Below are 17,202 nucleotides of genomic sequence, written 5' to 3'. Positions count from 1 at the left end.
ATGACGGCGCGGGCGTTTAGCCTGCGATGGATGCCTGGTAGATGTCGTCAATGGATTTCGCAATGGTGGCGTTGAAGGCTTCGTCCGATTGCTGCGCCGAGAGACCTTCGGTCAGGGCGCGGCTGAAGCTGGCGATGACGCCGCTGTTGCGGGACAGGCGCGCGTTGGCCTCCTCCCGGCTATAGCCGCCCGAGAGCGCCACGACGCGCAGCACGCGGGGGTGATTGACGAGGCTTTCGTAGAGGTTCGGCGTTTCGGGCAGGGTGAGTTTGAGCATCACCTCCTGATCCGCGGGCAGCAGGTCAAGCTGCGCGAGGATGGCGGCGCGCAGCAGGGTTTCGGCCTCGGCCTTGTCGGCGATGGAGATGGTCACTTCGGGTTCGATAATCGGCACGAGGCCGTGACCGAGAATCTGCTGGCCGACCTCGAATTGCTGGGCCACTACGGCCTCGATGCCCGCAGGGTTGGCGGCGTCGATCACCGAACGCATTTTGGTGCCGAAAATCCCCGACTTGACCGCGCGTTCCAGCAGCGGATCGAGATCGGGCATGGGTTTCATCAGCTTGACGCCATCGGTGTCACCGGCGAGCCCCTTGTCGACCTTGAGGAACGGGACGACGCCGCGATCCTGCCAGAGGAAGGTGGGCGAGGGTTTGCCGCCGATGTCGCGGTCCATGGTCATCTCAAAGAGGATGGCCCCCAGAACCTTGTCGCCGGTGAAGTCCGGGGCCTGGGCGATGCGGGCGCGCATGGCATGGACCAGATCAAACATTTCCGCCTCGGAGCTGTAGGCGCTCTCTTCAATCCCGTAGAGGCGCAGCGCCTTGGGGGTGGAGCCGCCGGACTGGTCGAGGGCGGCGATAAAGCCCTGTCCTGCACGGAGTTTGTTGGCCTGTTCGGTCTTGCTCATTTGGGACACCCTTGAAGGACTACACGGTTTCGCGTCCTCATAGGCGAGGGGCGCGGGCCTTGCAATCGTGGTGGCGCTAACAGGCGGGGTCTCAGGCCTTGAGTGCTGCAACGCCAGGCAAATCCTTGCCTTCCATCCATTCGAGGAAAGCGCCGCCTGCGGTCGAGATATAGGTGAAATCCTCGGCGGCACCGGATTTGTTGAGGGCGGCCACGGTATCGCCGCCCCCTGCGACGGAGATGAGTTTTCCCGCGCGGCTGAGGCTCGCGGCGTGAGAGGCGGCGGCGTTGGTGGCGGTGTCAAAGGGCGCTATTTCAAATGCGCCAAGTGGGCCGTTCCAGATCAGCGTCTTGGCGGCATCGAGCGTGGCGATGATGCGCGCCACGGCCTGCGGGCCGGCATCAAGGATCATGGCGTCGGGCGGGCAGGCATGGGCACCCACCACCTCATGCGGGGCACCGGCGGCGAAGTCGCGCGCGACAACGACATCGGCGGGCAGCAGGATCTTGCAGCCCGCCGCCCCCGCCTTGAGCATGATCTCGCGGGCGGTATCGGTCATGTCATGTTCGCAGAGCGATTTGCCCACTTCGAGCCCCATGGCGGCAAGGAAGGTATTGGCCATGCCACCGCCGATGATGAGGCTGTCCACGCGTGCCACGAGATTGCCCAAGAGGTCGAGCTTGGTCGAGACCTTGGCACCGCCGACAACGGCCACAACCGGGCGTTTGGGGGTGCCAAGGGCCGCCTCGAGCGCCTGCAATTCGGCCTGCATCAGGCGGCCTGCGCAAGAGGGCAGGTGGTGCGCCAAGCCTGTCGTCGAGGCATGGGCGCGGTGGGCGGCGGAAAAGGCATCGTTGCAATAGACATCGCCAAGCTGTGCCAGACGCGCGGCAAAGGCGGGATCATTCGCCTCTTCGCCGGGGTGAAAGCGGATGTTTTCAAGGAGCAGCACGTCAGAGGCGAGCGCCTCGTCAGTGAGGTTTTCGGCCCCCTCCAGCGTTTCGATCAGCCGCACCTTGCGGCCCAAGGCGGCCTCGAGGGCGGGCACGGTCACGCGCAGCGACATGTCCAGCACAACCTTGCCCTTGGGACGTCCGAAATGGGCCAGAAGGATGGGCCGCCCGCCCTTGGCGAGAATATCGGTGACGGTGGGCGCGATGCGGTCGATCCGGGTGGCGTCTGTCACAAGGCCATTCTCGACCGGCACATTGATATCGACCCGCACCAGAACGCGCTTGCCGTTCAGATCCATGTCGTCAAGGGTTTTCCAGCTCATGCGATACGCCTCCCGAAACTTTGTCGCGCTTCTATTGGCGCGGGTCTTTGCCAGCGTCAACCTCTGCGCTTGGCAATCGCGCGGGAACCGCCTAGGTATCGAGGCATATTTTATCAAGGAGAGCCTCATGGCCGAGATCAAGGACCCCGAAAACACCATTCTGATGGAGCTGAAAGGTGGCACTGTCACCATCGAGCTATTGCCCGCCATCGCACCGGGCCATTGCGAACGGATGAAGGAACTGGCCCGCGCCGGGCACTATGACAACGTGGTCTTTCACCGGGTGATCGACGGGTTCATGGCGCAGACCGGCGATGTGCAGCATGGCAATACGGAAAAGGATTACCAGCCGCGCAGAGCCGGAACGGGGGGCAGCGACCTGCCCGATCTCAAGGCTGAGTTTTCCAAGATCCCGCATGATCGCGGCACGCTTGGGGCGGCCCGTAGCCAGAGCCCGAATTCGGCCAACAGCCAGTTCTTCATCAACTTCAGCGACAACCATTTCCTGAATGGGCAATACACGGTCTATGGCCGCGTGATCGCGGGGATGGAGCATGTCGATGCCATCACGCGCGGCGAGCCGCCCGCGAACCCGGACCGGATGATCAGCGTCAAGGTGGCCTCTGATGTATAAACTTGCGTTTGTTTTGAGCCTGATGGCTGGTCCTGCATTGGCGACCGGGCTGGAAATCGAGATTGCGGGCGAGGCCAATGGCACCGTCAAGATCGACCTCTTTGAGGATATTGCGCCGGGGCATGTCGAGCAAATCACCGCGCTGGCCACGGCGGGAGCTTATGATGGGGTCGTGTTTCATCGGGTGATCGACGGCTTTATGGCGCAGACTGGCGACGTTCAGTTCGGCAAGCTGGAGGGCGGCGATATGGGCCGCGCCGGCATGGGCGGCAGTGACCGGCCCGATCTCAAGGCTGAATTCTCGGACGAGCGGTTTTTGCGCGGTGTGGTCGGCATGGCGCGCAGCCAAGACCCTGACAGCGGCAACAGCCAGTTCTTTATCATGTTCGACGCGGGCGAGTTCCTGAACGGGCAATATACCGTGGTTGGTCAGGTCACCGAAGGCATGGAGATCGTGGATGCGATCAAGCGTGGCAACGGGCCGAATGGTGCCGTTGTCGGTCAGCCGGATGTGATGGCACGGGTCACGGTGACCGAATAGACATGGCTGTTGGGTCCGACAGTCCCGTCATCACCCCTGCGCCATTGGCCGAAGGTGTTTGGGGGCTGACGGGCGGATCAGTACAGTGGCGCGGCGGCGTTGCGATGCCGCTGCGCACCGTTGTGATTGAGTTGCCCTCAGACGATCTCTGGGTGCATGCGCCGGGGGCGCTGCCCGCTACTTTGCGGGACTGGCTGGCAGCGCGGGGGCAGGTGGCGCATATTGTCGTGCCGCATGCGCCGGTCCTGCCGCATCTGCCTGACTGGCAGGCGGCCTATCCAGGTGCGAGGGTCTGGCGCGGGGCAGAGGTGAAAACCGCCTCGTGGTGTCGGCAGATCAAGCCGCTTGTCCTGGAGGGTGCGCAGACCGAGGTGGTCTTCCTGCATCAGGCCAGCCGCTCGGCGATCTTGTCACGGCTGATCATCGCGGTGGATACCGCGCCGCTGCCGGCGTGGGTGCGCCCGTTGATCTGGCTGGCCGGGATTGATGACAGCGACGGCAAGCCGCCCTTGGGGTTGGCGCAGCGTTTGGGCGGGCGCAAGGCGGTCGGAGATCTGGTGGAACAGGTGCTGGATTGGGGGCCGGAGCGGCTGATCCTCACGCATGGACGGTGTTACACGCGCGATGCGGGCGGCGAGGTGAAACGCGCCTTTCGCCGACTGATGCGGGACCGGCTGTGGGACCGCGCGCTGAATGAGGCACGGCGCGGCTGACGCGGTGTCACAATCGCGTGGGGTGGGCTGGTTTGACGCCCCGGCGGCCTGCATCTTGGGGCATGATGCACGCCATGACAGGAGCCGCCATGCCCCGTTTCCTTGCCCTGCTGACATCCCTGATGCTGATTGCCTCGCTCGCTCATGCCGATCCCCGGTCGTGGCGCGCGGAATGGCCCGACACGAATTTCGACAAGACCGCTGTGCGCGACTGGTCCGAGATCCTGTCGGGCGGGCCGCCCAAGGATGGTATCCCTGCCATTACCGGGCCGAAATATCGCAAGGCCTCGTCTGAGCGGCGGATTGCGGGCACAGAACCGGTGATCACGCTGGAAATCCCCGGCACGCAGGCCCGCGCCTATCCGATCCGATACCTGACCTGGCATGAGATCGTGAATGACACCGTGGGGGGCGTGCCAGTGGCGGTCACATTCTGCCCCTTGTGCAATTCCGGCATGACATTCGACCGGCGCACGGCGCGGGGGGTGCTGACATTTGGCGTGTCGGGCAAGCTGCGCCATTCGGATATGGTGATGTATGACCGCGAGACCCAAAGCTGGTGGCAGCAGGCGATCGGTGAGGCGATTGTGGGCGATCTGACCGGCACCAAGCTGAAACAGATGCCAAGCTGGATGGAAAGCTGGGATCAATTCCGCGCGCGCAATCCGGATGGGTTGGTGATGGAGGAACCGGAGTACAATCGCTCTTATGGGCGCAATCCCTATCAGGGCTATGATACATCGGCGCGGCCCTTTCTGTATAATGGCGAGGACCCGCCGCATGGTATTCCGCCGCTGGAACGGGTTGTGCGGGTGGGTGAAAGGGCGTGGCCCTTGACGCGGGTGCGCTCCGAAGGGAGGGTGACGGAGGCTGGGGTCAGTATCTCTTGGGAAAAGGGTCAGGCCTCGGCGCTGGATCACGGCACGATTGCCAAGGGGCGCGACGTGGGCACCGTGCGGGTGCGCGACGGGCAGGGGCGCGATGTGCCGCATGATGTGATGTTCGCCTTTGCGTTTCATGCGTTCTGGCCCAAGGGGGTGTGGATGGTGCGGTGAGGGGAGGTGCATGATCCGCTGAGATGCCGCGCGGTCGCTGGTCCGCGGGACGGCCCAGCGATCCGCGCGGCACCTTCGGTGCTATTCGCGCGGGGGGCGTTTGGGGGGATGAGGTCCTCGGGTCAAGCCCGAGGATGACGGGGTAAAACGATACGCTGCGCTTGACTTCTGCGTCTCCGCCCTCCATATGCGGATCAACCGACGTTTCCTGCCGCGTGAGCAGCATTGCCCGAGATGGGCGTATCTTATGAAATGTCGCGGATGATCCCAAAATCACGCGTGGGGCCAAACACCTGTCAGAGTGCAGGGGGCATTCGGCTCTTTGGCTGCTGGTTGGTGCAACCACGACGACCGGGCGGTGATATTCACCGTCTGCGATGGGCTGCGGGATGTCCTCGCGCCCCGAAAGGATACGACTTGAATCTCTTTGACGAAATGGGCCTGCCTGCGGCCCTCGTGCGCAAGCTTGCAAACGAAGGCATCACCGAGCCGACCCCGATTCAGACCCATGCGATCCCGCATGCGCTCAACGGGTTTGACGTGCTCGGCCTCGCACAGACCGGGACCGGCAAGACGATGGCCTTTGGCCTGCCGCTGATCACCCGCCTGATGGAAGAGCCGGGCAAACCTGCGCCGAAAACGATCCGCAGCCTGATCCTTGCCCCAACCCGCGAACTCGCAGGTCAGATCCGCGACTCGCTATTGCCGCTGGTCAAGGACAGTCCGATAAAAATCGGTCTTGTGGTGGGCGGTGCCTCGATCAATCCGCAGATCAAACGGTTGGAGCAGGGTATCGACATTCTGGTGGCGACACCCGGCCGCTTGCTTGACCTCATTGACCGCCGCGCCGTGCGGCTGGATGCCGCGCGTTTTCTGGTGCTGGACGAGGGCGATCAGATGCTCGATCTGGGCTTTATCCATGCGCTGCGCCGCATTGCGGGTCTGTTGGCCGCTGAGCGCCAGACCATGATGTTTTCCGCCACCATGCCCAAGCAGATGGAAGAGCTCGCGGGCAGCTATCTGCGGAACCCGAAACGGGTTCAGGTCAGCCCTCCGGGTAAGGCTGCGGACAAGGTCACGCAAGAGGTGCATTTCATCGCCAAGGCGTCCAAGCCTGATCTGCTGATCGAGCTGTTGGGCAAGCACAAGAGCGAATTGGCGCTGGTCTTTGGTCGCACCAAACACGGGTCGGACAAGTTGGCCAAGCGCTTGGAGCAGGCCGGATTCGCAGTCGCGACGATTCATGGCAACAAGAGCCAAGGCCAGCGCGAGCGCGCCCTCAAGGCGTTCCGCGATGGTCAGGTCAAAATTCTGGTTGCCACTGATGTGGCGGCGCGTGGTCTGGATATTCCGGATGTGAAACACGTCTATAACTATGAGTTGCCCAATGTGCCTGATAACTATGTCCACCGGATCGGCCGCACGGCGCGCGCCGGCAAGGACGGGGCGGCGATTGCATTCTGTGCTCCTGATGAAATGGGCGAGTTGAAAGATATCCAGAAGGTTCTGGGCACGACCATTCCGGTTGCCTCTGGCCGTCCGTGGGAAGTGTTGCCAGATCCGAAATCGCCCAAGCCCGCATCTGCGCGCGGCGGTCCGCGTCGTCGCAGTGGCGGCGGTGGGTTTGGCGGCAGTGCACAACATGGCAAGCCGCAAGGCAAACCCAGTGCCGGTGCCGGTCGTCGGCGCAAGCCGGGTGGCGGCGGCAGCGGTGCGCGGTCGAACGCGGCCTGAATAAGACAAGAACGCCGGGGCATGCCCCGGCGTTTTTTTATGTGCCGCAAAAGGTGTTCTCAACGACCTCTGCCGGCGTGGGCGGACGTTTGAGGTCGGCGGCCTCGGGTTGATCCACGTAGGGATGCGCCAAAACGCTGAGCAGTCGGTGAAATGGCGTATAATCGCCTGCGACGGCGGATTCGATCATTTGCTCGACCCGGTGATTGCGTGGGATGAGGGCGGGATTTGCGGCGCGCATCACGGCCTCGGGGTCATCCTCTTGCGCGATGCGGGCGCGCCAGAGCGGCTCCCATGTATCAAAGGCGGTGCGGTCGAGAAACTGATCGCGCGCGGTGCCGTCGATGAGGCCGCGGAAGGTATTGGTGAAATCTGCACGTCCCTCGGCCATGCGCGCGAGCAGGTCGGCAATCAGGGGGGCGTCTTGGGCGTTGGCCTCGGCAATCCCGATCTTGCGGCCAAAGGCACGGCGCCATTCAACTTCGATCTGGTCGGGCATGGCATGAACCAGCGCGGTGAAATCCTCGATCGCCTCGTCCTGATCGGGCATGAGCGGCACCAGTGCGGTGGCCAGTTGCGCCATGTTCCAGACGATCACATGCGCCTGATTGTCATAGGCATAGCGGCCACGCGTATCAATCGAGCTGAACACGGTCTGCGGATGATAGGTATCCATAAAGGCGCAGGGACCATAGTCGATGGTTTCGCCGGAAATCGACGTATTGTCGGTGTTCATCACACCGTGGATGAAGCCGACGGACAGCCAGCCCACCACCAGTCGCGCTTGCCTTCGGATCACTTCGGCCAAGAGATGCGCAGGGCCCTCGATCAAGGGATAATGCCGCGCGACGGTATAGTCATAGAGCGCTTTCAGCCCCTCGACGTCGCGGCGGGCCGCGAAATATTGGAAGGTGCCGACGCGCAGGTGGCTGGCCGCAACCCGTGTCAGCACCGCGCCGGGCAATCCACCGGCCTCGCGGTAGACTGGTTCGCCAGTCTCGACGGCAGCGAGCGCGCGCGTCGTGGGCAATCCAAGGGCGTGCATCGCCTCGGACACCAGATATTCGCGCAGGACCGGACCGAGCCAGGCGCGTCCGTCACCCATTCTGCTATAGGGGGTGGGACCCGAGCCTTTGAGTTGAATGTCCCGGCGTTGTCCGGTCCGGTCAATCACCTCGCCCAAAAGCAGGGCACGTCCATCACCCAACTGCGGAGAAAAGCCGCCGAATTGATGCCCCGCATAAACCTGCGCCAGAGGTGCAGCTCCTTGGGGCACGTCATTGCCCGAGAACGTCCGTGCAAGATCGGCGTCGGGAGTGTCTGGAATACCAAGCTCCGACGCCAGTTCCCGGTTGAACTGGATCAGGCGTGGGGCGCGCACGGCTAGGGCCGATTGCCGGGTGTAGAACCGCGCTGGCAATTGCGCGTAGCTGTTTTGGAACGGAATCTCGAGTGTCATGCAGGTTACCTAGGGTCAAGCGGGGAAAAGTCTACATTTCCCGCGTCAGAAGGCTGTACGCGTCACGCGGCAGAAACCTGAGTTTCTGATAAAGCTTTAACGCCTTCTCGTTGTCACGCCGCACTTCAAGATGCAATGCCTTCAATCCAGCACCGGCAAGGGCTTTGGGAAGGCTGATCATGACCTCGGTGCCGATGCCGCGCCCGCGCACGCCCGGACGGATGTAGAATTCATCAACGTAGCCATCAAGCCCGCCAAATTCGACCGACCAGCCAAAGCTCAAGACGATATAGCCAATGGGCGCACGTCCGGGGCCAATCAGATAGACCACGCCATGCGGGCTGCCTTCGAGCATTGGCAAAAGTGCTGCGCGGCGCGTGGCGTCAGCCTGTGAGATGCCGGCCTCGTCGTGAAAGGCGGCCACCAGCGGCAAAAGTCGGTCCAGATCGTCAGGCCGTGCGAGGGTGAGGGCGGTCATAGCCGAGCCAGCCTTTCGGTGAGCAGGTCAAAGAAGGCCTGTGCGTTGATATCGTGGACGAAGGTTGCATTGGCGGGTCGTCCTGTCACGCCCCACCAATCCACCACCGTCATACCCATCGTCAATTCCGATTGTGTTTCGATTTCGACATTCACCTTGCGCGCCGTGAAAAGGTCAGGCCGCAGGAGCCAGCAGATTGTGCACGGATCATGCAGCGGAGCAACGTCCGCGCCATGGCGTTCCGGATGATATCGCTCGAAAAAGCCAGTCAGGGCAGCAACAGCGCGACCAACCCGTGATCCGATGGCGCGAAACGCTGCGTTGCGGGCGGGTGTCACCAGCGCTTTGTGCGTGACATCGAGGGGCAGCATGGTCAGGGGCACACCCGAGGCCAGCACACGGGCGGCCGCCTCGGGATCGACATGGATGTTGAACTCTGCCGCCGGGGTCACATTGCCATGGGCCGTATGGGCGCCTCCCATCAGCACGATCTCTTGCACCCGCGCGACGATGTCGGGCGCCTTGGCAAAGGCTGTGGCAATATTGGTCAGAGGGCCGATGGGCACCAGCGTCACTGTACCCGGTGGCCTCTCGCGCAGCGTGTCGATGATGAAATCAACGGCGTTCCGGTCCTGCACGGGGATCTGAGGATCAGGAAGATCCGGGCCATCGATGCCTGAGCGGCCATGCACATGTTCTGCCGTTACCAGATCGCGGCCTAGTGGGCGGTCGCACCCAGCAAAGACAGGCAGATCGGGACATCCGGCCAATTCGCAGATCATGCGTGCATTCCGGGTCGTCTGCGCAAGTGACACATTGCCTGCCACGCAGGTGAGGCCCAGCACATGAAGCGTCTCGGGACAGGCCAGCGCCAAGAGGATCGCCACCGCGTCATCCTGTCCGGGATCGGTGTCGATGATGATCTGCCGTGCCGTCATGCGTGTCTCCGTCGCGCCGCGCGAACCATGCGGCGGATGCGTCCAAATGTCCACCAAGACTGTCAGGGTAATGCGGCGGATCGCCGATCCGAATCAATGGGCCTCCAGAGAGATGCCGCGTCGCAGCAATTCAGCGCATCCAGCAAACCGGCCCCATTGAGCCGCGAAGACCGCGTGAAAATCCGTGCGACCGGCAAAAAATCGCATAGATTTCCGCCTCTTGACCCGGCTTTCTGTTTGGGTTTCGCGGCATTCTGGCTATAGTCCCCTGCAACTGCCACAAAGTTACAAACAATAAGGCCGGGGGAGAGACCACCGATGATCCGATCGGAACTGATCCAGAAAATCGCTGACGAAAATCCGCATCTCTATCAGCGCGACGTCGAGCGTATCGTCAATACCATCTTCAACGAGATCACGGACGCGCTTGCCGAAGGCAATCGGGTCGAGTTGCGCGGGTTTGGTGCGTTCTCGGTGAAAAAGCGGGATGCGCGCACGGGTCGCAATCCACGCACTGGCGAAAGCGTGCATGTTGAGGAGAAATACGTACCCTTCTTCAAGACCGGCAAGCTCTTGCGTGACCGGCTCAACGGAAAGTAACTCATGCGCTATATCCGCTATGCCTCGATTGCCATCTTTGCCCTAGCGCTCGTGCTGATTGCATTGGCCAATCGCGGGGTCGTAACCCTGCGGGTGCTGCCTGACGAGTTGGCAGGCTTTGCCGCGCTCAACCCAACCTATGATGTGCCGCTCTTTATCGTGATATTCGGCGGCATTCTTATGGGGTTGATCGTCGGGTTCATCTGGGAATGGATCCGCGAGGCTGGGGAACGGGCGGCAGCGGCAAGGCAGGCGCGCGAGTTGGCAAGCCTGAGAGCCGAGGTCAAGCGTCTCAAGGGTGAGCGGCATCAGGGCAAGGATGAAGTTCTGGCGCTCTTGGATCAAGCAAGCTAAACCGCGCGCATGACCAGAGATGTTCGTGTCAAGATTTGCGGCCTGACCGCCGCCACCGACGTGTCTGCGGCGGTGGAAGCGGGGGCCGCGTATGTCGGGTTCGTTTTCTTTGAGAAATCGCCGCGTCATGTGACCCGTGCGCAGGCGCGTGGGCTCGCGCTTGACGTGCCTTCGGGCATTGCCAAAGTGGCGCTGACAGTGGATGCAGATAACGAAGCGCTGGACGCTTTGACGGAGCTCGTGCCGCTCGATTTCCTGCAATTGCATGGAAACGAGAGCCCGGCGCGGGTGGTCGAGGTCAAGGCGCGCTACGGCCTTCCGGTGATCAAGGCCATCGGGATTGCCGAAGTGGCCGATCTCGCGCAGATCGACTCTTATAGCGGCGTGGCTGATCAATTGCTGATCGACGCCAAGCCACCACCGGGGGCGACACGACCGGGGGGCAATGCGCTGGCCTTTGACTGGGGCTTGATCGCGGAGCGTGACTGGTCCTTGCCCTGGCTCTTGGCGGGGGGATTGACCCCCGACAATGTGGCCCTAGCGGTGGCGCGCACGGGCGCGCGGCAACTCGATGTCTCGACCGGGGTCGAGGCCGCGCCGGGGATCAAGGATGCGGGTCTGATCCGTGCCTTTATTGACAACGCCCAAGGCTAGGTCATGCTGGCCCCGCAAGTGGAGGCCGAGATGATGGACGATTTGAGCGACGTTTACGGGGCCAAGACGCCCGAGCAATCCCGCACGATCTATAACGGTTGGGCGCAGAGCTATGATGCCGATAATCTGGCGCGGGGGTTTCGGTTGCCCGCCCTCGGGGCCGCGATGTTTGCGCGGTTCATGGGAACCAGCGAAGGTCCGGTGCTGGATGCCGCCTGTGGCACGGGGCTGGTGGGCGAGAGCCTGACAGTTCTGGGCTATGGGCCGATTACAGGCTGTGATCTGTCGCCCGGTATGTTGGCGGCGGCGCAGGCAACCGGGCATTACGCCGATCTGGTCGAGGCGGAGATGGGCAGCGGTCTGCCCTTTGCCGATGACAGCTTTGCCGGGTTTGTTTGCGTGGGTGCCTTTGGCCCCGGTCATGCCCCGCCCGAGAGCCTTATTCATCTGGCCCGCGTGACGCGCCCCGGCGGTTTCGGGGTCTTTAACCTGCTGGAGGCGACGTGGAAGGCGCAGGGGTTTCAATCGGTGCTGGAATCGCTGGTCGACAGCGGCCAGATCCATATCGCGCAGCGCTCGGAGCCGTTTTTGCCCTTTCTGTTGGCCGAACCGGACCTCTGGTCGCGGCTCTATGTGATCCGCCGGCTCTGAAGGCCCCGCTTTTCGCTGGAAAATCCCCCGCGCGTCCCATATTCAACGTCAGACTTTCCCGAATGACAAAGGCCCGAGACAATGAACGATCTCTTCAACAGCTTTATGACCGGTCCTGACGAAAAAGGCCGGTTCGGCGATTTCGGCGGGCGGTTCGTGTCGGAAACCCTGATGCCGCTCATTCTGGAACTGGAAGAGCAGTATGAGCACGCCAAGACCGACCAGACCTTCTGGGATGAGATGCACGATTTGTGGACGCATTACGTGGGCCGCCCCTCGCCGCTCTATTATGCCGACCGGCTGACACAGCATCTGGGCGGGGCCAAGATCTATCTCAAGCGGGATGAGCTGAACCACACGGGCGCACACAAGATCAACAACGTGCTGGGCCAGATCATCCTTGCGCGCCGCATGGGCAAGAAGCGGATCATCGCGGAAACGGGCGCGGGGCAGCATGGGGTTGCCACCGCGACCGTCTGTGCCAAGTTCGGGCTGCAATGCGTGGTCTATATGGGCGCGCATGATGTCGAGCGGCAGGCGCCGAACGTGTTCCGCATGCGGCTCTTGGGGGCCGAGGTGGTGCCGGTGACAAGTGGGCGTGGCACGCTCAAGGATGCGATGAATGATGCGCTGCGCGACTGGGTCACGAATGTGCGCGACACCTTCTATTGCATCGGCACCGTGGCAGGGCCGCATCCCTATCCGGCGATGGTGCGCGATTTCCAGTCGATCATCGGCAAAGAAACCAAAGAGCAGATGCAGGCCGCCGAAGGGCGTCTGCCCGATACGCTGGTGGCGGCGATTGGCGGTGGGTCGAATGCAATGGGGCTGTTTTATCCGTTCCTTGACGATCCGACCGTGAATATCATCGGGGTCGAGGCCGGGGGGCATGGGGTTGACGACCGGATGGAGCATTGCGCAAGCCTGACCGGTGGGCGGCCCGGCGTCCTGCATGGCAATCGCACGTATCTCTTGCAGGATGCCGACGGGCAAATCCTGGAGGGCCATTCGATTTCGGCGGGGCTCGATTATCCCGGCATCGGCCCCGAGCATAGCTGGCTGCATGAGACGGGGCGGGCCAAATATGTCTCGATCACCGATGTCGAGGCACTGGAGGCGTTTCAACTGAGTTGCGCGCTTGAAGGCATCATTCCGGCGCTGGAGCCGAGCCATGCCTTGGCCCATGTGATGAAGATCGCACCGACACTGCCCAAGGATCACCTGCTCGTGATGAATATGTGCGGGCGGGGCGACAAGGACATCTTTACCGTCGCCAAGCATCTGGGCTTTGACATGAAGATCTGACGCGTCGCGCGGGGTTCAGACCTTGAAAGTGTCGTCCACCGGCACCTGCAGGGCTGTGGCGAGCGCGTTGGTCTGAGAGGCCATGCCGATCACCGCGAGGAATTCGCCGTGCTGGGCGGGCGTCATGCCCTTGGCGCGGGCGGCGGCGGTGTGGGAATGGGCGCAATATTCGCAGCCATTGGCGACCGACACGGCGATATAGATCAATTCCTTGGTCAGCGGATCGAGGGTGCCGGGGCCCATCACGATTTTGAGCCTCTGCCACGTGGCGCTGAGGAGCGCCGGGTCATGGGCCAGCGCGCGCCAGAAATTGTTGATGAAATCGCTGCCACGCGTGGCGCGGATGTCATCGAATATGGCGCGCACCTCGGGGCTGGCCTCGGCATCGGTGATCAGGGTTACGGTGGCCATGCTCTTAGCTCTCCGGGGCGGCATGCTCTTGCAGCGCTTCGAGCGGGACGATTTCGAGGGCGCGCACATGGGTGGCATCAAGCCGCACCATCGGCGCGCACCCCTCGTCATGGGCCTGAAGAAAGCGCGCGGCGCAGAGGCACCATTGATCGCCCGGCTTCAGGCCGGGGAACTGGAATTCCGGGTGTGGCGTGCTGAGGTCATTGCCTACATATTTGGAAAAGGCCAGAAACTCGGCGGTCATCAGGGCGCAGACCGTGTGGCTACCGTGATCTTCGGCGCAGGTGTTGCAATGGCCGTCACGGAAATAGCCGGTCAGCGGCTTGGAGGAGCACGGCTCCAGCGCCTCACCCAGAACATTGCGGGCTTCATCCATGATGGTCATTGGCGTGATCCTTTCATTCCTAGGCTGAGAGTGGCGGGTTTCTGGCGTAGTTACAAGCGGTTGTCAGGCGCGCTCCTCGGCTTTGGCCTGATCCCAGAGTGTGTCCATCTCAGCCAGATCCGACTCGGGTGGGGTTTTGCCGCGTTCGGCCAAAAGCGCTTCGATCCGCTCGAATCGGCGGGTGAATTTGGCGTTGGCGCGGCGCAGGGCAGTTTCGGGGCAAACCTTCATATGCCGGGCGAGATTGGCCATGACAAAGAGAAGATCGCCGTATTCCTCTTCGACTGCGTCTTGGGTCAACTCGGTCGCAGCTTCATGAAGTTCCTCAACTTCTTCGCGTATCTTATTGAGAACATGAGAAGAGTCCGGCCAGTCAAAGCCCACACGCGCGGCGCGTTTCTGGAGTTTGACGGCGCGCAAGAGCGCAGGCAGACCAAGGGCCACACCGTCCAGCGTGCCGGTCTTGGCCTCGGCGGCGCGTTCGGCGGCCTTGACCACCTCCCAGTCGCGGGTTTGCTGTTCGGCCGTCTTGTCGCGGCTCTCGGACCCGAACACATGCGGATGCCGTGCGACCATTTTATCTGAGATGGCGTTGGCCACGTCCTGAACGTCAAACAGGCCCCGGTCCTGCGCAATCTGGGAATGGAACACCACCTGCAACAAGAGATCGCCCAATTCTCCGCGCAACTCTTGCCAGTTTTCCTGTTCAATCGCGTCGGCCACCTCATAGGCCTCTTCGATCGTGTAGGGGGCGATGGTGGCGAAGTCCTGCTCGATGTCCCAAGGGCAACCCGTCTCGGGATCGCGCAGGCGGGACATGATGGCGATGAGGCGGGGCAGTCCGCCACGGGGATCGTGAATGAGCGTGTCGTCAGGCATTGCGGCGGCCTCGTCTTTGGGGTTGAGTGGACCCTGACGCGAGAATGAAGGGATGTCCAGAGATGGCCGTGATCAACCGAATTGCCGGATTCTCAGAGGATATGACGGCATGGCGGAGGCATCTGCATGCCAATCCCGAATTGGGGTTCGATTGCCACAAAACGGCGGCCTTTGTGGTCGAGCGATTGCGTGACTTTGGCATCACGCAGATCGAGACCGGGGTGGCGACCAGTGGGGTTGTCGCGGTGATCGAGGGCCAAGGCGAGGGGCCGTGCATCGGGCTGCGCGCCGATATGGATGCGCTGCCGATGACCGAAATCACCGGGCTTGAGTATGCCAGCCAGACCCCCGGCAAGATGCATGCCTGCGGCCATGACGGGCATACGACCATGCTGCTTGGCGCGGCTAAGTACCTTGCAGAGACACGGAATTTTGCCGGTAAAGTGGTCCTGATCTTTCAACCTGCCGAAGAAGGTCCGGGCGGGGGACGCATCATGGTCGAGGAGGGCGCGCTGAGCCGCTATGGGGTGGAGCAGGTCTATGCGCTTCATACTCTGCCGGGGGTGCCTGCCGGCACGTTCGAGACCACGCCCGGGCCAATCATGGCGGCGGTGGATACGCTGCATATCGACGTGATCGGGCGGGGCGGGCATGGCGCCATGCCGCATGAGACACGCGATCCGGTGGTGGCGGCCGTGGCCATTGTGCAGGGCATCCAAACGATTGTCAGCCGTAACCGTAACCCGCTGGATGATCTGGTTATTTCCGTGACGCAGATCCATACTGGCACGGTCGATAACGTCATCCCCGAGACCGCCTATATCAACGCTACGATCCGCACCTTTACGCCCGAAGTGCAGGAGATGGTGCATCGTCGGTTGCGGGAGGTTACAGAGGGCGTGGCCGTTGGATATGGCGTGCGGGCGGAGGTGCGGATTGATCTGGGATACCCCGCCACCTACAATGACGCAGACAAGACCGCCTTTGCCGCAGAGGTCGCGCGGGAGGTTGTGGGCGAAGGGTTGGTCATCGCGGATCGCCCGCGTGAAATGGGGGCCGAGGATTTTTCCTATATGCTACAAGAGCTTCCGGGGTCTTATCTGTTTCTTGGCCAAGGTGTAGGGCCGGGGCTGCACCATCCCGGGTTCAATTTCAACGATGCGGTGGCACCAATCGGGGCCTCGTTCTTTGCGCGGCTGGTCGAGCGCGCGCAGCCTCTTGGCTGAAGGAGACAAGCCATGGCACTGGAAGATGCGAAAACACAGATAGATCAGGCGTTTACGCGCGAAACATCACGTGGACTGAGCTTTGAGAACGCTTTTGGTGGGGCGCTGTCCTTTGCGCGCCGTCGCTATACCAAGGATCTGACGGATATCGATGTGGCGATCACTGGGGTGCCGTTTGACCAATCCGTGACCAACCGGACAGGCACCCGCATGGGGCCGCGCGCGGTGCGCGAGGCCAGCGCATTACAGGTTTATGATCCGCCCTATGGCTGGGATGGCTATGATCCGCTGTCGCATTTGAGCATCGTGGATTATGGAGATTTAGCGTTTGATTACGCACATGTAGCGGCCTTTCCTCATGCACTCTATACGCATGCCAAGGGCATTCTGGACGCGGGTGCCGCCTGTTTCGCGATTGGCGGCGATCACTATATTACCTTGCCGCTGTTGCAGGCGCATGCCGAAAAATACGGACCGCTGGCGGTGATTCATTTTGATGCCCATTCCGATACCTGGGTCGATGATGATCTCACGCGCATTGACCACGGCACGATGATGTACAAGGCGGTGAAGCAAGGCTTTGTCGATGTGGCGCGCTCGGTGCAGGTGGGGATACGCACCACCAATCCCGACACGATGGGTTTTACCACGCTCGACGCGCGGCAGGTGCATCTGGAGGGGCCGGTAGAAATTGCGCGCAAGATCAAAGAGATCGTGGGTGATGCTCAGGTGTATATGACGTTCGATATCGACGCACTGGACCCGGCCTTTGCGCCCGGCACCGGAACGCCGGTTTGGGGTGGGCTGAGCTCGGCGCAGGCGGCGATCATCCTGCGGGATCTTGCGGGCATTAATCTGGTGGGGGGCGATATGGTCGAGGTGTCGCCGCCCTATGATACCACAGGCGCCACTGCCATCGCTGGGGCGCATGTGGTCATGGAAATGCTGTGCCTCTGGGGCTGGACCCGGAGAGGCTGAGCCGTACGAATGTGCGGTCAA

General features: G+C 62.1%; 20 protein-coding genes. 12 read left to right on the top strand and 8 right to left on the bottom strand.

Going from position 1 to position 17,202, the window contains the following annotated elements; genetic code table 11:
* Positions 1-16 precede the first annotated feature (16 nt).
* Entirely contained in the window at positions 17-910 is an 894-nt protein-coding gene (locus ACSSVY_RS05385; protein ID WP_454268390.1) for a fructose bisphosphate aldolase, read from the bottom strand.
* Positions 911-1,001: 91 nt separating this feature from the next.
* On the bottom strand, positions 1,002-2,186 hold the full coding sequence (locus ACSSVY_RS05380; protein WP_454268389.1) for a phosphoglycerate kinase: 1,185 nt from the start codon (positions 2,184-2,186) through the stop codon (positions 1,002-1,004).
* A 127-nt stretch (positions 2,187-2,313) separates the two neighbouring features.
* Between ACSSVY_RS05380 and ACSSVY_RS05375 the strand changes: the two genes are divergently transcribed.
* The 5 genes from ACSSVY_RS05375 (at position 2,314) to ACSSVY_RS05355 (ending at position 6,863) form a co-directional block, all read left to right on the top strand.
* Positions 2,314-2,820, top strand: a complete 507-nt coding sequence (locus ACSSVY_RS05375; RefSeq protein ID WP_454268388.1) for a peptidylprolyl isomerase — start codon at positions 2,314-2,316, stop codon at positions 2,818-2,820.
* The gene (locus tag ACSSVY_RS05370) at positions 2,813-3,361 is read left to right on the top strand and encodes a peptidylprolyl isomerase (protein ID WP_454268387.1); all 549 of its coding nucleotides are present in this window, start codon (positions 2,813-2,815) and stop codon (positions 3,359-3,361) included. The genes ACSSVY_RS05375 and ACSSVY_RS05370 overlap by 8 nt, the downstream gene beginning before the upstream one ends.
* Before the next feature lie 2 nt (positions 3,362-3,363).
* Positions 3,364-4,074, top strand: coding sequence for a hypothetical protein (locus tag ACSSVY_RS05365; protein WP_454268386.1), 711 nt, complete (start codon positions 3,364-3,366; stop codon positions 4,072-4,074).
* Positions 4,075-4,163: 89 nt separating this feature from the next.
* Positions 4,164-5,129, top strand: a complete 966-nt coding sequence (locus tag ACSSVY_RS05360) for a DUF3179 domain-containing protein (protein WP_454268385.1) — start codon at positions 4,164-4,166, stop codon at positions 5,127-5,129.
* 417 nt (positions 5,130-5,546) lie between these two features.
* Positions 5,547-6,863, top strand: a complete 1,317-nt coding sequence (locus tag ACSSVY_RS05355) for a DEAD/DEAH box helicase (RefSeq protein WP_454268384.1) — start codon at positions 5,547-5,549, stop codon at positions 6,861-6,863.
* 37 nt (positions 6,864-6,900) lie between these two features.
* Here the strand turns inward: ACSSVY_RS05355 and ACSSVY_RS05350 are convergent, their stop codons facing one another.
* Genes ACSSVY_RS05350 through ACSSVY_RS05340 form a run of 3 tightly spaced genes read right to left on the bottom strand, consistent with a single transcriptional unit; the run spans position 6,901 to position 9,738 of the window.
* Positions 6,901-8,322: a protein adenylyltransferase SelO gene (locus ACSSVY_RS05350; protein WP_454268383.1), complete on the bottom strand. Its 1,422-nt coding sequence runs from the start codon at positions 8,320-8,322 to the stop codon at positions 6,901-6,903.
* Positions 8,323-8,353: 31 nt separating this feature from the next.
* Positions 8,354-8,800, bottom strand: a complete 447-nt coding sequence (locus ACSSVY_RS05345) for a GNAT family N-acetyltransferase (RefSeq protein WP_009818380.1) — start codon at positions 8,798-8,800, stop codon at positions 8,354-8,356.
* A complete protein-coding gene (locus ACSSVY_RS05340; protein ID WP_454268382.1) occupies positions 8,797-9,738 on the bottom strand; it encodes a nucleoside hydrolase in 942 nt (313 codons plus the stop codon). The genes ACSSVY_RS05345 and ACSSVY_RS05340 overlap by 4 nt, the downstream gene beginning before the upstream one ends.
* A gap of 318 nt (positions 9,739-10,056) precedes the next feature.
* Here ACSSVY_RS05340 and ihfB point away from each other — a divergent pair, with 318 nt between their 5' ends.
* From ihfB to trpB, 5 genes are all read left to right on the top strand, one after another.
* Positions 10,057-10,338 (top strand): integration host factor subunit beta, encoded by a 282-nt coding sequence (gene ihfB / locus ACSSVY_RS05335; protein WP_045683341.1) that lies wholly within the window; start codon positions 10,057-10,059, stop codon positions 10,336-10,338.
* 3 nt (positions 10,339-10,341) lie between these two features.
* Positions 10,342-10,692 carry a lipopolysaccharide assembly protein LapA domain-containing protein gene (locus tag ACSSVY_RS05330; RefSeq protein ID WP_009818384.1) on the top strand — a complete coding sequence of 117 codons (351 nt, stop codon included), beginning with the start codon at positions 10,342-10,344 and terminating at the stop codon, positions 10,690-10,692.
* A gap of 9 nt (positions 10,693-10,701) precedes the next feature.
* On the top strand, positions 10,702-11,346 hold the full coding sequence (locus ACSSVY_RS05325; protein WP_454268381.1) for a phosphoribosylanthranilate isomerase: 645 nt from the start codon (positions 10,702-10,704) through the stop codon (positions 11,344-11,346).
* 3 nt (positions 11,347-11,349) lie between these two features.
* Positions 11,350-11,997: a class I SAM-dependent DNA methyltransferase gene (locus tag ACSSVY_RS05320; protein ID WP_454268380.1), complete on the top strand. Its 648-nt coding sequence runs from the start codon at positions 11,350-11,352 to the stop codon at positions 11,995-11,997.
* A gap of 81 nt (positions 11,998-12,078) precedes the next feature.
* Positions 12,079-13,302 carry a tryptophan synthase subunit beta gene (gene trpB / locus ACSSVY_RS05315; protein ID WP_454268379.1) on the top strand — a complete coding sequence of 408 codons (1,224 nt, stop codon included), beginning with the start codon at positions 12,079-12,081 and terminating at the stop codon, positions 13,300-13,302.
* A gap of 15 nt (positions 13,303-13,317) precedes the next feature.
* Here trpB and ACSSVY_RS05310 read toward each other — a convergent pair whose 3' ends face one another.
* From ACSSVY_RS05310 to mazG, 3 genes are all read right to left on the bottom strand, one after another.
* Positions 13,318-13,713 carry a carboxymuconolactone decarboxylase family protein gene (locus ACSSVY_RS05310; RefSeq protein WP_454268378.1) on the bottom strand — a complete coding sequence of 132 codons (396 nt, stop codon included), beginning with the start codon at positions 13,711-13,713 and terminating at the stop codon, positions 13,318-13,320.
* Between the two features lie 4 nt (positions 13,714-13,717).
* Positions 13,718-14,098: a DUF2237 family protein gene (locus ACSSVY_RS05305; RefSeq protein WP_454268377.1), complete on the bottom strand. Its 381-nt coding sequence runs from the start codon at positions 14,096-14,098 to the stop codon at positions 13,718-13,720.
* A gap of 63 nt (positions 14,099-14,161) precedes the next feature.
* Entirely contained in the window at positions 14,162-14,977 is an 816-nt protein-coding gene (gene mazG / locus ACSSVY_RS05300) for a nucleoside triphosphate pyrophosphohydrolase (RefSeq protein WP_454268376.1), read from the bottom strand.
* Positions 14,978-15,039: 62 nt separating this feature from the next.
* On the opposite strand from mazG, the gene ACSSVY_RS05295 reads away from it, so the two are divergent.
* Together ACSSVY_RS05295 and speB are read left to right on the top strand one after the other, a co-directional pair.
* Positions 15,040-16,203, top strand: a complete 1,164-nt coding sequence (locus tag ACSSVY_RS05295) for a M20 aminoacylase family protein (RefSeq protein WP_454268375.1) — start codon at positions 15,040-15,042, stop codon at positions 16,201-16,203.
* Positions 16,204-16,215: 12 nt separating this feature from the next.
* Positions 16,216-17,181 (top strand): agmatinase, encoded by a 966-nt coding sequence (gene speB, locus ACSSVY_RS05290; protein WP_454268374.1) that lies wholly within the window; start codon positions 16,216-16,218, stop codon positions 17,179-17,181.
* Positions 17,182-17,202: the final 21 nt, after the last annotated feature.

It is taken from the genome of Roseovarius sp. MBR-51 (genome assembly GCF_053628575.1).
The sequence above is the reverse complement of the archived record's forward strand: the minus strand, read 5'-3'. Positions and strand labels throughout refer to the sequence as shown.

Coding starts and splice junctions, on each gene's coding strand:
- ACSSVY_RS05325 (WP_454268381.1), top strand. CDS start 10,702: ATGACCAGAGATGTTCGTGTCAAGATTTGCGGCCTGACCGCCGCCACC.
- ACSSVY_RS05370 (WP_454268387.1), top strand. CDS start 2,813: ATGTATAAACTTGCGTTTGTTTTGAGCCTGATGGCTGGTCCTGCATTG.
- ihfB (WP_045683341.1), top strand. CDS start 10,057: ATGATCCGATCGGAACTGATCCAGAAAATCGCTGACGAAAATCCGCAT.
- ACSSVY_RS05360 (WP_454268385.1), top strand. CDS start 4,164: ATGCCCCGTTTCCTTGCCCTGCTGACATCCCTGATGCTGATTGCCTCG.
- ACSSVY_RS05340 (WP_454268382.1), bottom strand. CDS start 9,738: ATGACGGCACGGCAGATCATCATCGACACCGATCCCGGACAGGATGAC.
- ACSSVY_RS05350 (WP_454268383.1), bottom strand. CDS start 8,322: ATGACACTCGAGATTCCGTTCCAAAACAGCTACGCGCAATTGCCAGCG.
- ACSSVY_RS05375 (WP_454268388.1), top strand. CDS start 2,314: ATGGCCGAGATCAAGGACCCCGAAAACACCATTCTGATGGAGCTGAAA.
- trpB (WP_454268379.1), top strand. CDS start 12,079: ATGAACGATCTCTTCAACAGCTTTATGACCGGTCCTGACGAAAAAGGC.
- ACSSVY_RS05320 (WP_454268380.1), top strand. CDS start 11,350: ATGCTGGCCCCGCAAGTGGAGGCCGAGATGATGGACGATTTGAGCGAC.
- mazG (WP_454268376.1), bottom strand. CDS start 14,977: ATGCCTGACGACACGCTCATTCACGATCCCCGTGGCGGACTGCCCCGC.
- ACSSVY_RS05345 (WP_009818380.1), bottom strand. CDS start 8,800: ATGACCGCCCTCACCCTCGCACGGCCTGACGATCTGGACCGACTTTTG.
- ACSSVY_RS05310 (WP_454268378.1), bottom strand. CDS start 13,713: ATGGCCACCGTAACCCTGATCACCGATGCCGAGGCCAGCCCCGAGGTG.
- ACSSVY_RS05330 (WP_009818384.1), top strand. CDS start 10,342: ATGCGCTATATCCGCTATGCCTCGATTGCCATCTTTGCCCTAGCGCTC.
- ACSSVY_RS05380 (WP_454268389.1), bottom strand. CDS start 2,186: ATGAGCTGGAAAACCCTTGACGACATGGATCTGAACGGCAAGCGCGTT.
- ACSSVY_RS05305 (WP_454268377.1), bottom strand. CDS start 14,098: ATGACCATCATGGATGAAGCCCGCAATGTTCTGGGTGAGGCGCTGGAG.
- ACSSVY_RS05385 (WP_454268390.1), bottom strand. CDS start 910: ATGAGCAAGACCGAACAGGCCAACAAACTCCGTGCAGGACAGGGCTTT.
- ACSSVY_RS05295 (WP_454268375.1), top strand. CDS start 15,040: ATGGCCGTGATCAACCGAATTGCCGGATTCTCAGAGGATATGACGGCA.
- ACSSVY_RS05365 (WP_454268386.1), top strand. CDS start 3,364: ATGGCTGTTGGGTCCGACAGTCCCGTCATCACCCCTGCGCCATTGGCC.
- speB (WP_454268374.1), top strand. CDS start 16,216: ATGGCACTGGAAGATGCGAAAACACAGATAGATCAGGCGTTTACGCGC.